This is a genomic window from Escherichia albertii, assembly GCF_028622335.1.
Taxonomy (GTDB): Bacteria; Pseudomonadota; Gammaproteobacteria; order Enterobacterales; family Enterobacteriaceae; genus Escherichia; species Escherichia albertii.
In genome coordinates, this window is the sequence record NZ_CP117568.1 from 639,747 (window position 1) to 654,877 (window position 15,131).

Sequence of the window (15,131 nt, forward strand, 5' to 3'; positions counted from 1 at the left end):
AGCCCGACGCATAGCGCAAGCTCAGGCAGAAGAATGGACTAAAGCGCGTTGCGCCAGTGCTGCTCGCCTGCGAGCAAGATGGTGGATGAGGTACGAAGATGGGTTAATGTAGAAAATAACGTCCTGAACAAATTGTCCATAAAATTACAATTATCCGCACTGTTGCTTCTCATCATCGCGGATGGTAATTGCCCTCGGTAGTTGAACACGCCTGATTTGTATCATAGCTTAAGAATTAACTCAAAATATTTTCACTTCTTTACCCGAACCGTTTGATTTTCGTTATGATGCAGCAATGGAAAAGGCATTATTATTAGGGTCGGAAGAAAAAACGGGGATAAACATGGCAAAACCGATCATCACGCTCAATGGTCTAAAAATCGTCATTATGTTGGGAATGCTGGTGATTATTCTGTGCGGTATCCGTTTTGCCGCCGATATCATCGTGCCCTTTATTCTCGCTTTATTTATCGCCGTTATTCTTAATCCGCTGGTGCAACGCATGGTCCGCTGGCGTGTGCCACGCGTGCTGGCGGTGTCAATTTTAATGGCCATAATCGTGATGGCGATGGTGTTATTGTTGGCTTATTTGGGCTCTACACTTAATGAACTGACGCGAACGTTGCCGCAGTATCGCAACTCTATTATGACACCGCTGCAAGCTCTCGAACCGTTGTTGCAACGCGTGGGGATTGCCATCTCAGTTGACCAACTGGCGCGCTATATCGACCCAAACGCAGCAATGACGTTGCTCACCAATTTACTAACGCAGTTATCAAACGCCATGTCATCAATATTTTTATTGCTGCTGACGGTACTGTTTATGCTGCTCGAAGTGCCACAATTACCCGGCAAACTTCAGCAAATGATGGCGCGACCGATCGAAGGTATGGCGGCGATTCAGCGTGCGATTGACAGTGTATCGCATTACCTGGTTCTGAAAACAGCCATTAGCATCATCACCGGTCTGGTCGCCTGGGCTATGCTCGCCTCGCTGGACGTTCGCTTTGCATTTGTCTGGGGATTACTGGCCTTCGCGCTTAATTATATTCCCAATATTGGTTCGGTCCTGGCGGCTATTCCCCCTATCGCCCAGGTGCTGGTATTTAATGGTTTTTACGAAGCATTACTGGTGCTGGCGGGATATCTGCTGATTAATCTGGTCTTCGGCAATATTCTGGAACCTCGCATTATGGGCCGCGGCCTGGGGCTTTCCACTCTGGTAGTCTTTTTGTCATTAATTTTTTGGGGCTGGCTATTAGGACCGGTGGGAATGCTACTTTCCGTACCGTTGACGATTATTGTCAAAATTGCCCTTGAACAAACGGCAGGAGGCCAAAGCATCGCCGTCCTGCTAAGCGATCTCAATAAAGAGTAGTGACCATCTGGAGAACGTGACTTTTGTTTATGCCAGATGCGGCGTTAACGCCTTATCTGGCCTACAAGTTAGTACATATTCAATGCATTGTAGCTTACATGTAGGCCTGATAAGCGTAGCGCATCAGACCTTTCTACGCAGGCAAGCGGCCTCCGCAGAGGCCGTCGGGGTTACAGCGCTTTCAGAATCGCATCCACGCTGGCTTTAGCGTCGCCAAACAGCATGTGTGTGTTCTCTTTGAAGAACAATGGGTTTTGCACGCCAGCATAGCCCGTGTTCATCGAGCGTTTGAAAACAATCACGTTCTGCGCTTTCCATACTTCCAGAACAGGCATACCCGCAATCGGGCTCTTCGGATCATCCTGCGCTGCCGGGTTAACCGTATCGTTGGCGCCAATCACCAGCACGGTATCGGTATCAGCAAAGTCATCGTTGATCTCGTCCATTTCCAGCACGATGTCATACGGCACTTTCGCTTCTGCCAGCAACACGTTCATATGACCCGGTAAACGACCAGCAACTGGATGGATACCGAAACGCACATTGATACCGCGCGCACGCAGTTTCTCGGTAATTTCCGCTACCGGATATTGCGCCTGCGCCACCGCCATTCCATAGCCTGGGGTGATAATCACTGAATGGGAATTCTTCAGCAGTTCAGCCGTTTCTTCGGCTGTGATTTCGTGGTGCTCGCCCACTTCCTGATCGCCCCCGGTTGAGGAACCATCAGTACCGAAACCACCCGCAATAACGCTGATAAAGGAACGATTCATCGCCTTACACATGATGTAAGAAAGGATAGCCCCCGAAGAACCGACCAACGCACCAGTGACAATCAGCAAGTCGTTACTGAGCATAAAGCCTGCCGCTGCTGCTGCCCAGCCGGAGTAGGAATTCAACATTGACACCACAACTGGCATATCCGCGCCACCGATGGAAGCCACCAAATGCCAGCCGAAAACCAGCGCAATAGCGGTCATTATCAGCAACGCCAGCACTTGCAGGCCGACGCTTTCAGTACGTACAAACACAATCAGCAACAGGAAGGAAACCACCAGTGCCGCCAGATTCATTTTATGGCGGTTTGGCAACATTAGCGGTTTAGACGAAATTTTGCCGCACAGCTTACCGAACGCCACCACCGAACCCGTGAAAGTCACCGCACCGATGAAGATACCCAGGAACACTTCCGTCAGATGAATATTGACCAGAATCGGTTCCATGTCCGCGTCATGGTGCAGGTAGCTGTTAAATCCAACCAGCACCGCCGCCAGGCCAACAAAGCTATGCAAGATCGCCACCAGCTCCGGCATTTCGGTCATTTCAACTTTCTTCGCCAGCCGGATGCCGATTGCGCCGCCGATGACCATCGCCAGTAAGATCCAGCCAACGTTGCCAGTATCTGGCCCAAAGATAGTGGCGATCAACGCAATCGCCATCCCGGCGATACCGAAATTGTTCCCCTGGCGAGAGGTTTCATGCTTCGAAAGCCCGGCCAGACTGAAGATAAACAGGATCGCGGCAACAATGTATGCAGCTGTAACTAATCCTCCAGACATATGTTACCCCTTAGTTTTTGCGAAACATTTTCAGCATGCGCTGAGTCACGGTGAAGCCACCGAAAATATTAATGCTGGCTATAAGCACCGCGATAAAACTAAGGAAGCTCACCCAGCCGCCCTGGCCAATCTGCAACAGTGCTCCAACAACAATAATCCCCGAAATTGCATTAGTGACCGACATCAACGGTGTATGCAGCGCGTGGGAGACATTCCACACTACGTAATAACCGACAACACACGCCAGCGCGAAAACGGTGAAGTGACCGAGGAACTCTTTCGGCGCAACACTTGCCAGCCAGCCGAAAAGAATAATAGCCAGCGCCATCAGTGCGTATTTACGCCACGGCGAACAGGCGCATTTCTCTTCGGCTTTGGCTTCAGGCGCTGCTTTCTGCGCCGCCTGCGGCTGGGCCGAAACCTGAATCGGCGGCGCCGGCCAGGTAATTTCGCCATCGCGGATCACAGTAACGCCGCGAATAACGACATCATCAAAATCGACGTTGATGTTGCCATCTTTCTCTTTGCACAACAGTTTCAGCAGATTTACAAGGTTGGTGCCGTAAAGCTGGGAAGATTGCGTCGGCAGGCGGCCCGGTAGATCGGTATAACCAATCACTTTGACGCCATTTTCAGTGGTGAATATTGCACCCGGCACGGTGTATTCACAGTTACCACCGTTTTGTGCAGCCAGATCGACAATCACACTCCCCGACTTCATAGTGTCAACCATTTCACGGGTAATCAGCGTCGGCGCCGGTTTACCCGGGATAAGCGCAGTAGTAACGATGATATCAACCTCTTTGGCCTGTGCGGCAAAGAGCGCCATTTCCGCTTTGATGAACGCGTCCGACATCACTTTGGCATAGCCGTCGCCGCTACCTGCTTCCTCTTTGAAATCTAACTCGAGGAATTCCGCGCCCATACTCTGAACTTGTTCTTTCACTTCCGGGCGAGTGTCAAACGCACGCACAATCGCGCCGAGGCTGTTTGCAGCGCCAATCGCCGCCAGCCCGGCAACACCTGCGCCAATCACCATCACTTTTGCTGGTGGTACTTTACCGGCGGCGGTGATTTGCCCGGTAAAGAAGCGTCCAAATTCATGGGCCGCTTCAACAATGGCGCGATAACCTGCAATATTCGCCATCGAACTTAACGCGTCCAACGACTGAGCGCGTGAAATACGAGGAACGGAATCCATCGCCATTACAGTGACGTTACGCTCCGTAAGTTTTTGCATTAACTCCGGGTTCTGTGCAGGCCAGATAAAACTCACCAACGTGGTGCCTGGATTCAGTAACGCAATTTCATCATCTAACGGCGCATTGACCTTCAGAATGATCTCGGACTGCCAGACATTATTCCCTTCTACAATTTCAGCGCCAGCTTGCACAAACGCTTTATCGTCAAAACTTGCCAGTTGACCCGCGCCACGTTCGACCGCGACGGTAAACCCCAGTTTTAGCAACTGTTCCACTGTTTTTGGTGTTGCTGCGACACGGGTTTCATTGGTTAACCGTTCTCTTGGTATGCCAATTCGCATGATATTCCCTTCCATCGGTTTTATTGATGATGGTTTGCCTGTGACAAAAGATGCCCAGACCGCTCAGGTACGAGCTCAATGTTACTCCGTTAAAATAAATTAGTAACAAACGCCCTATAACCTACTGAAAATAACGCTGGTGATCTAGCGCCCAAAATCACTATTTCGGCGTGAACTCGCAAAATATTAACGATTCAGCATAGATATTGAGATAAACACCTTAGAACGCGGGTTAAGAGACGATAATTGTCTTCTCTGCTCTGGTAAAACATGATATCGCCCCGCTACGATTACTCCCTTAACATTAAATTAACTTATACAATTCAGTCGGTTCAGCCGTTTTTATACTGTAAAGGCGTTTTTTTAAGCATAGACGGTCATTCGATCAGGTTTAAAATCAAATCAAGGAATCTGATATGAAAAATGACGCAGACAGTTACACCGTTTAAATGCAATAATCAGCCACGTTTCTCGTTAATAACAATACCAGTACCTGGTTTGCGCAAGGCGAAGGATTATTTTTATGAAGCTTAAGAACACCCTCCTGGCGTCGGCACTGCTTTCTGCTACGGCATTTTCCGTTAACGCAGCAACAGAACTGACACCGGAGCAAGCGGCAGCGGTTAAACCTTTTGATCGTGTAGTAGTTACCGGTCGTTTTAATGCCATCGGCGAAGCAGTGAAAGCCGTTTCACGTCGGGCAGATAAAGAAGGCGCAGCCTCTTTTTATGTTGTCGACACTTCAGATTTCGGTAATAGCGGTAACTGGCGTGTCGTTGCCGATCTTTATAAAGCCGATGCTGAAAAAGCAGAAGCTGATAAGAATCGCGTTTTTAATGGCGTGATTGAGCTGCCTAAAGAGCAAGCCGTCCTGATTGAGCCGTATGATACCGTGACCGTGCAGGGCTTCTTCCGCAGCCAACCGGAAGTGAACGATGCCATCACCAAAGCGGCAAAAGCGAAAGGCGCATACTCCTACTACATTGTTCGCCAGATTGATGCTAACCAGGGCGGCAACCAGCGCATTACCGCATTCATCTACAAACAAGATGCCAGGAAACGCGTAGTACAAAGCCCGGATGTGATCCCGGCTGATTCCGAAGCCGGACGTGCGGCACTGGCTGCCGGCGGCGAAGCAGCGAAGAAAGTTGAAATCCCAGGCGTAGCTACCACCGCATCACCAAGTTCTGAAGTCGGTCGCTTCTTTGAAACCCAGTCATCAAAAGGTGGGCGTTACACTGTCACGCTACCTGACGGCACGAAAATTGAAGAGCTGAACAAAGCGGCTGCAGCAATGATGGTGCCGTTTGACAGCATTAAGTTCTCAGGAAACTACGGCAACATGACCGAAGTTTCCTACCAGGTTGCTAAACGTGCCGCGAAGAAAGGTGCTAAGTATTACCATATTACCCGCCAGTGGCAGGAACGCGGCAATAATATGACCATCAGCGCCGACCTGTATAAATAACTATTCAGTTATTATGATAAGGCGGCTTCGTGCCGCCTTTCGCATTTTTAGTCACAAATTTCCCTGTGACCATTGCATGCAGTCACATCTCTCCGTAAAATCCCGCGCTTCAGCGGCAAACACCATTTTTATGCGTTTTGCCCCAATATTTATTCTTCCGAACACGTTTTAATCACTGGATATCGATGGAAAAGAAACTGGGACTGAGCGCACTCACCGCGCTGGTATTAAGCTCAATGCTTGGCGCAGGAGTTTTCAGTCTGCCACAAAATATGGCGGCAGTTGCCAGCCCGGCAGCATTGCTCATCGGTTGGGGCATCACAGGCGCAGGCATTTTATTACTGGCCTTCGCGATGCTGATTCTTACGCGCATTCGTCCCGACCTTGACGGAGGTATCTTTACCTACGCCCGTGAAGGTTTTGGCGAGCTAATCGGCTTCTGCTCCGCGTGGGGATACTGGCTGTGCGCGGTTATCGCCAACGTTTCCTATCTGGTGATCGTCTTTTCCGCATTAAGTTTCTTCACCGATACACCAGAACTACGCCTGTTTGGCGATGGCAATACCTGGCAATCGATCGTCGGCGCATCAGCATTATTGTGGATTGTTCACTTTTTGATTCTGCGCGGCGTGCAGACTGCCGCCAGCATTAACCTGGTCGCCACACTGGCAAAATTGTTGCCGTTAGGCCTGTTTATTGTGCTGGCGATGATGATGTTCAAACTGGACACTTTCAAACTCGATTTTACCGGCCTTGCACTTGGCGTACCTGTATGGGAACAGGTAAAAAATACTATGCTGATCACCCTGTGGGTGTTTATTGGCGTGGAAGGCGCTGTGGTGGTTTCGGCGCGCGCACGTAATAAACGTGACGTTGGCAAGGCGACGCTACTGGCGGTGCTTTCGGCGCTGGGCGTTTATTTACTGGTAACTCTACTTTCTCTGGGTGTGGTGGCACGCCCTGAGCTGGCAGAGATTCGTAATCCGTCCATGGCTGGTCTGATGGTGGAAATGATGGGGCCATGGGGAGAAATTATTATTGCTGCCGGACTTATCGTTTCCGTCTGTGGCGCTTATTTAAGCTGGACCATCATGGCGGCGGAAGTGCCCTTCCTGGCGGCTACCCATAAAGCATTTCCGCGTATTTTTGCCCGGCAGAATGCACAAGCTGCGCCGTCTGCCTCGCTGTGGCTGACCAACATTTGCGTGCAAATTTGCCTGGTGCTGATCTGGCTGACAGGCTCTGATTACAACACTCTGCTGACTATTGCTTCAGAAATGATTCTGGTGCCTTATTTCCTTGTTGGCGCATTCTTACTGAAAATCGCCACTCGCCCGCTGCATCAAGCTGTAGGTGTTGGCGCCTGCATTTATGGTTTATGGTTATTGTATGCCTCTGGCCCAATGCACCTGCTATTGTCTGTAATACTGTATGCGCCAGGGCTGCTGGTATTCCTGTATGCGCGTAAAACGCATACACATGATAATGTACTGAATCGTCAGGAAATGGTGCTGATTGGCATGCTCTTAATTGCCTCGGTTCCGGCGACCTGGATGCTGGTGGGATAACATTTATCCCATCGTTTGTTTGCAAAGGAGATTAACGATGGGTAAAACCCAGTCCTTGCCAATATTAATCACTGGCGGAGGCCGTCGTATCGGTCTCGCTCTCGCCTGGCATTTCATTAATCAAAAGCAACCTGTGATTGTCAGTTACCGGACGCACTATCCTGCCATTGATGGGCTGATAAACGCTGGCGCGCAATGTATCCAGGCGGATTTTTCCACTAACGATGGCGTACTGGCGTTTGCTGATGAAGTGTTGAAAAGCACCCATGGGTTACGCGCGATTTTGCATAATGCCAGCGCGTGGATGGCGGAGAAGCCGGGTACGCCACTGGCTGACGTGCTTAACAGTATGATGCAGATCCACGTTAATACCCCTTACCTGCTTAACCATGCGCTGGAAAGACTACTGCGCGGTCACGGACACGCCGCCAGTGATATTATTCACTTCACGGATTACGTGGTAGAGCGCGGCAGCGACAAACATATCGCTTATGCCGCCAGCAAAGCAGCACTGGATAATATGACCCGTTCATTCGCCCGCAAGCTGGCGCCGGAAGTGAAAGTGAATTCTATCGCACCATCGCTGATCCTGTTTAATGAACATGATGACGCGGAGTATCGTCAGCAGGCGCTGAATAAATCGTTAATGAAAACGGCGCCCGGAGAAAAAGAAGTCATCGATTTAGTCGATTATCTGCTCACCAGTTGCTTTGTTACTGGACGCAGTTTTCCGCTTGATGGCGGTCGTCATCTACGTTAATGCAGCTTCATCCAACAGATAATCAACACCCATGCGCTTATCCCCCAGCAAGCAACTGAGCTGATAAAAGCGGCGGGTAAGCGCATCATTCCGGTGAAATACCACAGCGACGCCAGATAAACAAAATAGGGAATGATTGACCACATACTGAAGATTATCGTTGCGCGTAAAGCTTCAATTCCCCGCTCATTGGCAACGATATAATGCGCGATGAGCGCAAAGGTCGGGAAAAGCGGAATTAGCCCGGCAATATAGTAATTTTTCGTTTTTGCCAATACACCAATCAACACTACCACCAGCGCACCAAGCGCGGCTTTTATTACCAGCCCCATTCTTCTGCCTTAACATTTTCATAACAAGCCGTCGGTAGAATACCTGATACTTGCTTGTTTAGAAACGATTGATGGTAAGTAAAAACAACGCAGTGTATTGTAACGTTTTTATATCTACCGTGAATAATATGAACACTATCGTATTTGTGGAAGATGATCCTGAAGTCGGTTCACTGATCGCCGCGTACCTGGCAAAGCATGATATGCAAGTTACCGTTGAACCGCGCGGTGACCATGCCGAAGAGGCCATCCTGCGTGAAAATCCAGATCTGGTTCTCCTGGATATCATGCTGCCAGGCAAAGACGGCATGACTATCTGCCGTGATTTACGCGCAAAGTGGTCAGGACCGATAGTTCTGCTGACATCCCTCGATAGTGATATGAATCATATTCTGGCGCTGGAAATGGGCGCCTGCGATTACATCCTCAAAACTACTCCTCCTGCTGTACTCCTTGCTCGATTACGCTTGCATTTGCGTCAAAGCGAACAGGCCTCTCTGACTAAAGGTCTTCAGGAAACGTCCCTTACACCTTACAAAGCATTGCATTTTGGTTCGCTGATCATTGACCCTATCAACCGCGTAGTCACCCTTGGCAATAATGAGGTTTCGCTTTCGACGGCCGATTTTGAACTATTGTGGGAATTAGCGACCCATGCAGGGCAAATTATGGATCGCGATGCGTTGCTGAAGAATCTGCGCGGCGTCAGTTATGATGGGCTGGATCGAAGCGTAGACGTAGCAATTTCGCGGTTAAGGAAAAAATTGCTCGATAATGCCACGGAGCCTTATCGCATAAAAACTGTGCGTAACAAAGGCTATCTCTTTGCGCCTCATGCGTGGGAATAAGCAATGAAAAAACTGTTTATTCAGTTTTATCTTTTACTGTTTGTCTGCTTTCTGGTGATGTCCCTGCTGGTTGGCCTGGTGTACAAATTCACCGCTGAACGCGCGGGCAAGCAGTCACTGGATGATTTGATGAACAGTTCCTTGTATCTGATGCGTAGCGAATTACGGGAAATACCGCCGCATGCCTGGGGTAAGACCTTGAAAGAGATGGATTTAAACCTCTCTTTTGATCTGCGAGTCGAGCCGTTGGGTAAATATCATCTTGACGATATCGCCATGCAGCGGCTGCACAAAGGCGAGATTGTCGCCCTGGATGATCAGTACACATTTTTACAGCGCATACCGCGGAGTCACTATGTACTGGCCGTGGGGCCCGTCCCCTATCTCTATTACCTTCATCAAATGCGTTTACTGGATGTCGGACTGATCGCTTTTATTGCAATCTCCCTCGCTTTTCCGGTGTTTATCTGGATGCGCCCACACTGGCAGGACATGTTAAAACTGGAAGCCGCAGCGCAGCGATTCGGCGATGGTCATCTCAATGAACGCATTCATTTTGATGATGGGTCGAGTTTTGAACGTCTTGGCGTAGCCTTTAACCAAATGGCGGACAATATCAATGCGTTAATCGCCAGCAAAAAGCAGCTTATTGATGGGATTGCCCACGAATTGCGGACTCCGTTAGTGCGTTTACGTTATCGACTCGAGATGAGCGACAATTTAAGTGAAGGCGAATCCCTGGCGCTAAACCGCGATATCAGTCAACTGGAAGCTTTAATTGAAGAACTGTTGACCTATGCCCGACTCGACCGTCCACAAAATGAGTTGCATCTAAGCGAGCCAGACCTGCCGCTTTGGCTGTCTACACATCTGGAAGATATTCAGGCGGTGAATCCCGATAAAACAGTACGGCTAAAAACGCTCATACCCGGAAATTACGCGGCGCTGGACATGCGCTTAATGGAACGCGTGCTGGATAACTTGCTTAATAACGCCCTGCGTTACTGCCATTCAACGGTTGAAACCAGCCTGCTGCTGTCAGGAAACAGAGCGACATTAATTGTTGAAGATGATGGCTCAGGAATTGCGCCAGAAAATCGCGAGCATATCTTTGAGCCCTTTGTCCGCCTCGATCCAAGCCGGGACCGCGCAACCGGTGGCTGTGGACTGGGATTGGCGATTGTCCACTCCATCGCACTGGCAATGGGCGGCTCAGTAAGCTGTGATACCAGCGAATTAGGCGGCGCCCGCTTCTCATTTAGCTGGCCGCTATGGCACAACATCCCGCAATTTAGCGCTGCATGACGCTAACCGCACGGTGGTCAAGCTGGCGCCAGCGTGCTATATATAAAGTATGTTGTAACTAAATTGACAATTTTATGGCCCGTTACGATCTCGTTGACCGACTCAACACCACCTTTCGCCAGATGGAACAAGAACTGGCGGCGTTTGCTGCTGAACTTGAGCAGCACAAGTTGCTGGTTGCTCGCGTGTTCTCTTTACCGGAGGTTAAAAAGGAGGATGAGCATAATCCGCTGAATCGCATTGAGGTGAGGCAACATCTTGGGAAAGAGGCACAGGCGCTGGCGCTGCGTCATTTCCGTCATCTGTTTATTCAGCAACAGTCAGAAAACCGCAGCAGCAAGGCTGCTGTCCGTTTGCCAGGCGTGTTGTGCTATCAGGTCGATAACCTTTCACAAGCGGCGCTGGCAAGTCATATACAGCGCATCAATCAACTTAAAACCACTTTCGAGCATATCGTCACGGTTGAGTCAGAACTGCCTACGGCAGCGCGTTTTGAATGGGTGCATCGTCATTTACCGGGGCTGATCACCCTTAACGCTTATCGCACGCTCACCGTTCTGCACGACCCCGCAACTTTACGTTTTGGCTGGGCCAATAAACATATCATTAAGAATTTGCATCGTGATGAAGTGCTGGCACAGTTAGAAAAAAGTCTAAAGTCTCCCCGCAGTGTCGCGCCGTGGACACGCGAAGAGTGGCTGGCAAAACTGGAACGTGAATATCGGGATATTGCAGCCCTGCCACAGGATGCGAAGTTAAAAATCAAACGTCCGGTGAAGGTACAGCCGATTGCCCGGGTCTGGTACAAAGGAGAGCAAAAACAGGTACAGCACGCCTGCCCGACACCGCTTATCGCGTTGATTAATATCGATAATGGCGCTGGCATACCGGATATTGGCGAGCTGTTAAATTACGATGCCGATAATGTACAGCACCGCTATAAACCCCAGGCGCAACCGCTTCGATTAATCATTCCACGGCTGCACCTGTATGTTGCAGATTAACGACCGATGTTCATACTGCCGACCATATCCTCTGGTCGTACCCAGCTATCAAACTCGGTTGCGCTAAGATATCCCAACGCAAGGGCTGCAGCTTTTAATGTCAGCCCTTCTTTGTGCGCTTTTTTGGCGATCTCCGCGGCTTTGTCATAACCAATGTGGGTATTGAGCGCGGTTACCAACATCAATGATTCGTTGAGCAACTGATGAATTCGTTCACGATTCGGTTCGATACCCACCGCGCAGTGTTTGTTAAAACTTTCCATGCCATCCGCCAGTAAGCGTACAGACTGCAGGAAATTGTGGATAACCATCGGACGGAAGACATTCAGTTCGAAGTTACCCGATGCGCCGCCCATATTGATCGCCACGTCATTGCCCATAACCTGACAACAAAGCATGGTTAATGCTTCACACTGTGTCGGATTTACTTTCCCCGGCATGATGGAACTGCCCGGCTCGTTTTCAGGAATTGAGATTTCGCCGATGCCGCAACGTGGACCGGAAGCCAGCCAGCGAACATCGTTAGCAATTTTCATCAGGGACGCCGCCAGCCCTTTCAACGCTCCATGTGCCTGAACCAGAGCATCACAGGTCGCCAGCGCCTCAAATTTGTTCGGTGCGGTGACAAACGGCGCACAGGTAATCACCGCCAGTTCATCCGCCACGCGACGCGCATATTCTGGATGAGTATTTAGTCCTGTGCCCACAGCCGTACCGCCCAACGCCAGTTCCGCTACGTGAGGCAGGCTGTATTCAATATGTTTGAGATTATGCTCCAGCATCGCTACCCAACCAGAAATCTCCTGTCCCAGGGTCAGCGGTGTGGCGTCCTGCAAGTGGGTACGACCAATTTTGACGATATCGGCAAATGCACGCGATTTCTCATTCAGAGTTTGAGTGAGGTTTTTGAGCTGAGGAATGAGTTGCTTACGCAGTGCCAATAACGCCGCCACGTGCATAGCAGTTGGGAAGACATCATTGGAGCTTTGGCTTTTGTTCACGTCATCGTTGGGGTGAACTTTACGTTCCATTCCGCGTACGCCGCCAAGCAATTCGCTGGCCCGGTTAGCCAGTACTTCATTCATATTCATATTGCTTTGCGTACCAGATCCCGTTTGCCAGATTGCCAGCGGGAACTCATCATCATGTTGCCCTGCCAGCACTTCATCCGCCGCCTGGCGAATGGCTCTCGCTTTCTCTTCTGAAAGCAGACCTAAATCTTCGTTAACTTTCGCCGCTGCACGCTTAGTCAGCGCCAGCGCATGAATCAGTGAGGTGGGCATTTTCTCCGTGGAGATGCGAAAATGCTCCAGTGAGCGTTGGGTTTGTGCCCCCCACAGTTTATCTGCCGGGACATCGATCGCTCCCATCGAATCTTTCTCGCTGCGAACTGTATTCATAGCCTGCTCCTCACCTGATTAATTTTTTCTTTCTGCTTTGCTTTCGTTAAGCAACTTTTAGCTCACTCATTATTTACTATTTGATAACAAATGTTTGGTCTTTCGTGCCATATAAAAAAGCCGTCCCGAAGGACGGCTCTGTTTATTTCACGCAGCGGGTACACTGCGTGAGTTGTATTTGTTGGAAGAAATCATTTCCTTTGTCATCCACAAGAATAAACGCCGGAAAATCTTCCACTTCTATTTTCCAGATAGCTTCCATTCCCAGCTCAGGATACTCAACACATTCCAGACTCTTTATACTGCCTTGCGCCAGTACCGCTGCCGGGCCGCCGATACTGCCGAGGTAGAAACCGCCGTGTTTTTTACAAGCATCGGTCACCTGCTGGCTGCGGTTGCCTTTCGCCAGCATGATCATACTTCCGCCTTGCGCTTGCAGTTGATCAACATAGGAATCCATCCGTCCGGCAGTCGTTGGGCCGAGAGAACCGGAGGCATAACCTTCCGGCGTTTTTGCCGGGCCCGCATAGTAAATCGGATGATCTTTAATGTATTGTGGCAGCCCTTCTCCGTTATCCATACGTTCTTTCAGTTTAGCGTGGGCGATATCGCGACCGACAATAATGGTGCCGTTCAGCGATAGACGCGTAGAAACGGGATATTGCGACAACTGAGCGAGGATCTCTTTCATTGGGCGATTAAGATCAACGCGCACCGCTTCGCCTTCTCCCGCTTTACGCAACTCTTCCGGGATATATTTGCCTGGATTATGTTCCAGTTTTTCGATCCAGATCCCCTGACGGTTGATTTTCGCTTTGATATTACGGTCAGCGGAACAGGAGACGCCCATACCGATCGGGCAAGATGCACCATGACGCGGCAGACGAATAACGCGAATGTCATGAGCAAAATATTTACCGCCAAACTGGGCGCCGAGTCCAAGATTTTGCGCTTCAAGCAGCAATTCGTTTTCCAGCTCTACATCGCGGAACGCCTGACCGTGCTCATTCCCTTCCGTTGGCAGCTCGTCATAGTATTTCGCCGACGCCAGTTTTACGGTTTTGAGGTTGGTTTCCGCCGAAGTGCCGCCAATGACAAACGCAATGTGGTACGGAGGACATGCCGCTGTACCCAGCGTGCGCATTTTCTCAACCAGATAATTTTTTAGCTTTCCCGGCGTCAGTAACGCTTTGGTTTCCTGATAGAGGTACGTTTTGTTTGCCGAACCGCCCCCTTTGGCGATACAGAGGAATTTGTACTCGTCACCATCAACGGCATAAAGATCGATCTGCGCTGGCAGGTTAGTCCCCGTATTCACCTCTTTATACATATCCAGCGGCGCGTTTTGTGAGTAACGCAGGTTATCTTCAATATAGGTGTTGTACACGCCGCGGGCCAGCGCCGCTTCATCGCCACCACCGGTCCATACACGCTGCCCTTTTTTACCAACGATAATCGCTGTGCCGGTATCCTGGCAGGTTGGCAGAATACCTTTCGCGGCAATATCGGAGTTGCGCAGGAATTGCAACGCCACATATTTGTCGTTTTCGCTAGCTTCCGGGTCGCGCAGAATATCGGCAACCTGTTGTTGGTGGGCCGGACGTAGCATAAATGATGCATCATGAAACGCCTGACGCGCCAACAACGTTAACGCTTCTGGCGCGACTTTCAAAACCTCCTGTCCTTCAAATTCAGATACGCTGACATGTTCACTGGTCAGCAGGTAGTACTCGGTATCGTCTTTTTTGAGTGGGAAAGGAGCCTGATAATGAAAGGGTTTGTTTGACATTGTTCTCTCACTTACTGCCTGGTTTGGTTATGCTCTGGGCGAGTGTTCCATTGCCCTGTTAAAAGCGAGTTACATTATCCTACACACTTTTTTAACAAAAACTGAGACTGGCACGACTTTTTGCGGCTCCAGGTTACTTCCTGTGGGATTCTTGCTTTAATAACGGGATTAATGTCC

General features: G+C 49.9%; 13 protein-coding genes. 7 read left to right on the forward strand and 6 right to left on the reverse strand.

The window, feature by feature from the left end:
* Nucleotides 1-38 precede the first annotated feature (38 nt).
* Nucleotides 39-209, reverse strand: coding sequence for a protein YdgV (locus PS053_RS23130; protein WP_085949850.1), 171 nt, complete (start codon nucleotides 207-209; stop codon nucleotides 39-41).
* Nucleotides 210-343: 134 nt separating this feature from the next.
* Between PS053_RS23130 and tqsA the strand changes: the two genes are divergently transcribed.
* Nucleotides 344-1,378: an AI-2 transporter TqsA gene (tqsA, locus tag PS053_RS03060; protein WP_001118202.1), complete on the forward strand. Its 1,035-nt coding sequence runs from the start codon at nucleotides 344-346 to the stop codon at nucleotides 1,376-1,378.
* 170 nt (nucleotides 1,379-1,548) lie between these two features.
* Here tqsA and pntB read toward each other — a convergent pair whose 3' ends face one another.
* Both pntB and pntA read right to left on the reverse strand, forming a co-directional pair.
* The gene (pntB, locus tag PS053_RS03065; RefSeq protein ID WP_025238977.1) at nucleotides 1,549-2,937 is read right to left on the reverse strand and encodes a Re/Si-specific NAD(P)(+) transhydrogenase subunit beta; all 1,389 of its coding nucleotides are present in this window, start codon (nucleotides 2,935-2,937) and stop codon (nucleotides 1,549-1,551) included.
* Between the two features lie 10 nt (nucleotides 2,938-2,947).
* Nucleotides 2,948-4,480: a Re/Si-specific NAD(P)(+) transhydrogenase subunit alpha gene (gene pntA / locus PS053_RS03070; RefSeq protein WP_256878971.1), complete on the reverse strand. Its 1,533-nt coding sequence runs from the start codon at nucleotides 4,478-4,480 to the stop codon at nucleotides 2,948-2,950.
* Between the two features lie 523 nt (nucleotides 4,481-5,003).
* Between pntA and ydgH the strand changes: the two genes are divergently transcribed.
* The 3 genes from ydgH to folM all read left to right on the forward strand — a co-directional run bounded on the left by ydgH (nucleotide 5,004) and on the right by folM (nucleotide 8,276).
* Nucleotides 5,004-5,948: a DUF1471 family protein YdgH gene (gene ydgH, locus PS053_RS03080; RefSeq protein ID WP_256878970.1), complete on the forward strand. Its 945-nt coding sequence runs from the start codon at nucleotides 5,004-5,006 to the stop codon at nucleotides 5,946-5,948.
* Between the two features lie 185 nt (nucleotides 5,949-6,133).
* The gene (locus PS053_RS03085; RefSeq protein WP_025238976.1) at nucleotides 6,134-7,516 is read left to right on the forward strand and encodes an amino acid permease; all 1,383 of its coding nucleotides are present in this window, start codon (nucleotides 6,134-6,136) and stop codon (nucleotides 7,514-7,516) included.
* A gap of 37 nt (nucleotides 7,517-7,553) precedes the next feature.
* Complete coding sequence (gene folM / locus PS053_RS03090) at nucleotides 7,554-8,276, forward strand: dihydromonapterin reductase (RefSeq protein ID WP_000520813.1); 723 nt, start codon at nucleotides 7,554-7,556, stop codon at nucleotides 8,274-8,276.
* On the opposite strand, the gene PS053_RS03095 is transcribed toward folM, so the two are convergent.
* Nucleotides 8,273-8,608 carry a GlpM family protein gene (locus PS053_RS03095; protein ID WP_000524880.1) on the reverse strand — a complete coding sequence of 112 codons (336 nt, stop codon included), beginning with the start codon at nucleotides 8,606-8,608 and terminating at the stop codon, nucleotides 8,273-8,275. The two genes, folM and PS053_RS03095, sit on opposite strands and share 4 nt — an antisense overlap.
* Nucleotides 8,609-8,736: 128 nt before the next feature.
* On the opposite strand from PS053_RS03095, the gene rstA reads away from it, so the two are divergent.
* From rstA to tus, 3 genes are all read left to right on the forward strand, one after another.
* The gene (gene rstA, locus PS053_RS03100) at nucleotides 8,737-9,456 is read left to right on the forward strand and encodes a two-component system response regulator RstA (protein WP_024165289.1); all 720 of its coding nucleotides are present in this window, start codon (nucleotides 8,737-8,739) and stop codon (nucleotides 9,454-9,456) included.
* A gap of 3 nt (nucleotides 9,457-9,459) precedes the next feature.
* Nucleotides 9,460-10,761: a two-component system sensor histidine kinase RstB gene (gene rstB, locus PS053_RS03105; protein ID WP_000732471.1), complete on the forward strand. Its 1,302-nt coding sequence runs from the start codon at nucleotides 9,460-9,462 to the stop codon at nucleotides 10,759-10,761.
* A gap of 74 nt (nucleotides 10,762-10,835) precedes the next feature.
* The gene (gene tus / locus PS053_RS03110) at nucleotides 10,836-11,765 is read left to right on the forward strand and encodes a DNA replication terminus site-binding protein (RefSeq protein WP_025238973.1); all 930 of its coding nucleotides are present in this window, start codon (nucleotides 10,836-10,838) and stop codon (nucleotides 11,763-11,765) included.
* Here the strand turns inward: tus and fumC are convergent.
* Nucleotides 11,762-13,165, reverse strand: coding sequence for a class II fumarate hydratase (gene fumC, locus PS053_RS03115; protein ID WP_001099073.1), 1,404 nt, complete (start codon nucleotides 13,163-13,165; stop codon nucleotides 11,762-11,764). The genes tus and fumC overlap by 4 nt on opposite strands.
* 142 nt (nucleotides 13,166-13,307) lie before the next feature.
* The gene (gene fumB / locus PS053_RS03120; RefSeq protein ID WP_000066651.1) at nucleotides 13,308-14,954 is read right to left on the reverse strand and encodes a class I fumarate hydratase; all 1,647 of its coding nucleotides are present in this window, start codon (nucleotides 14,952-14,954) and stop codon (nucleotides 13,308-13,310) included.
* Between the last annotated feature and the right edge of the window lie 177 nt (nucleotides 14,955-15,131).

What these genes read in the sequence shown, in the direction of transcription:
- tqsA (WP_001118202.1), top strand. Translation starts at nt 344, where the DNA reads ATGGCAAAACCGATCATCACGCTCAATGGTCTAAAAATCGTCATTATG.
- pntB (WP_025238977.1), bottom strand. Translation starts at nt 2,937, where the DNA reads ATGTCTGGAGGATTAGTTACAGCTGCATACATTGTTGCCGCGATCCTG.
- pntA (WP_256878971.1), bottom strand. Translation starts at nt 4,480, where the DNA reads ATGCGAATTGGCATACCAAGAGAACGGTTAACCAATGAAACCCGTGTC.
- ydgH (WP_256878970.1), top strand. Translation starts at nt 5,004, where the DNA reads ATGAAGCTTAAGAACACCCTCCTGGCGTCGGCACTGCTTTCTGCTACG.
- PS053_RS03085 (WP_025238976.1), top strand. Translation starts at nt 6,134, where the DNA reads ATGGAAAAGAAACTGGGACTGAGCGCACTCACCGCGCTGGTATTAAGC.
- folM (WP_000520813.1), top strand. Translation starts at nt 7,554, where the DNA reads ATGGGTAAAACCCAGTCCTTGCCAATATTAATCACTGGCGGAGGCCGT.
- PS053_RS03095 (WP_000524880.1), bottom strand. Translation starts at nt 8,608, where the DNA reads ATGGGGCTGGTAATAAAAGCCGCGCTTGGTGCGCTGGTGGTAGTGTTG.
- rstA (WP_024165289.1), top strand. Translation starts at nt 8,737, where the DNA reads ATGAACACTATCGTATTTGTGGAAGATGATCCTGAAGTCGGTTCACTG.
- rstB (WP_000732471.1), top strand. Translation starts at nt 9,460, where the DNA reads ATGAAAAAACTGTTTATTCAGTTTTATCTTTTACTGTTTGTCTGCTTT.
- tus (WP_025238973.1), top strand. Translation starts at nt 10,836, where the DNA reads ATGGCCCGTTACGATCTCGTTGACCGACTCAACACCACCTTTCGCCAG.
- fumC (WP_001099073.1), bottom strand. Translation starts at nt 13,165, where the DNA reads ATGAATACAGTTCGCAGCGAGAAAGATTCGATGGGAGCGATCGATGTC.
- fumB (WP_000066651.1), bottom strand. Translation starts at nt 14,954, where the DNA reads ATGTCAAACAAACCCTTTCATTATCAGGCTCCTTTCCCACTCAAAAAA.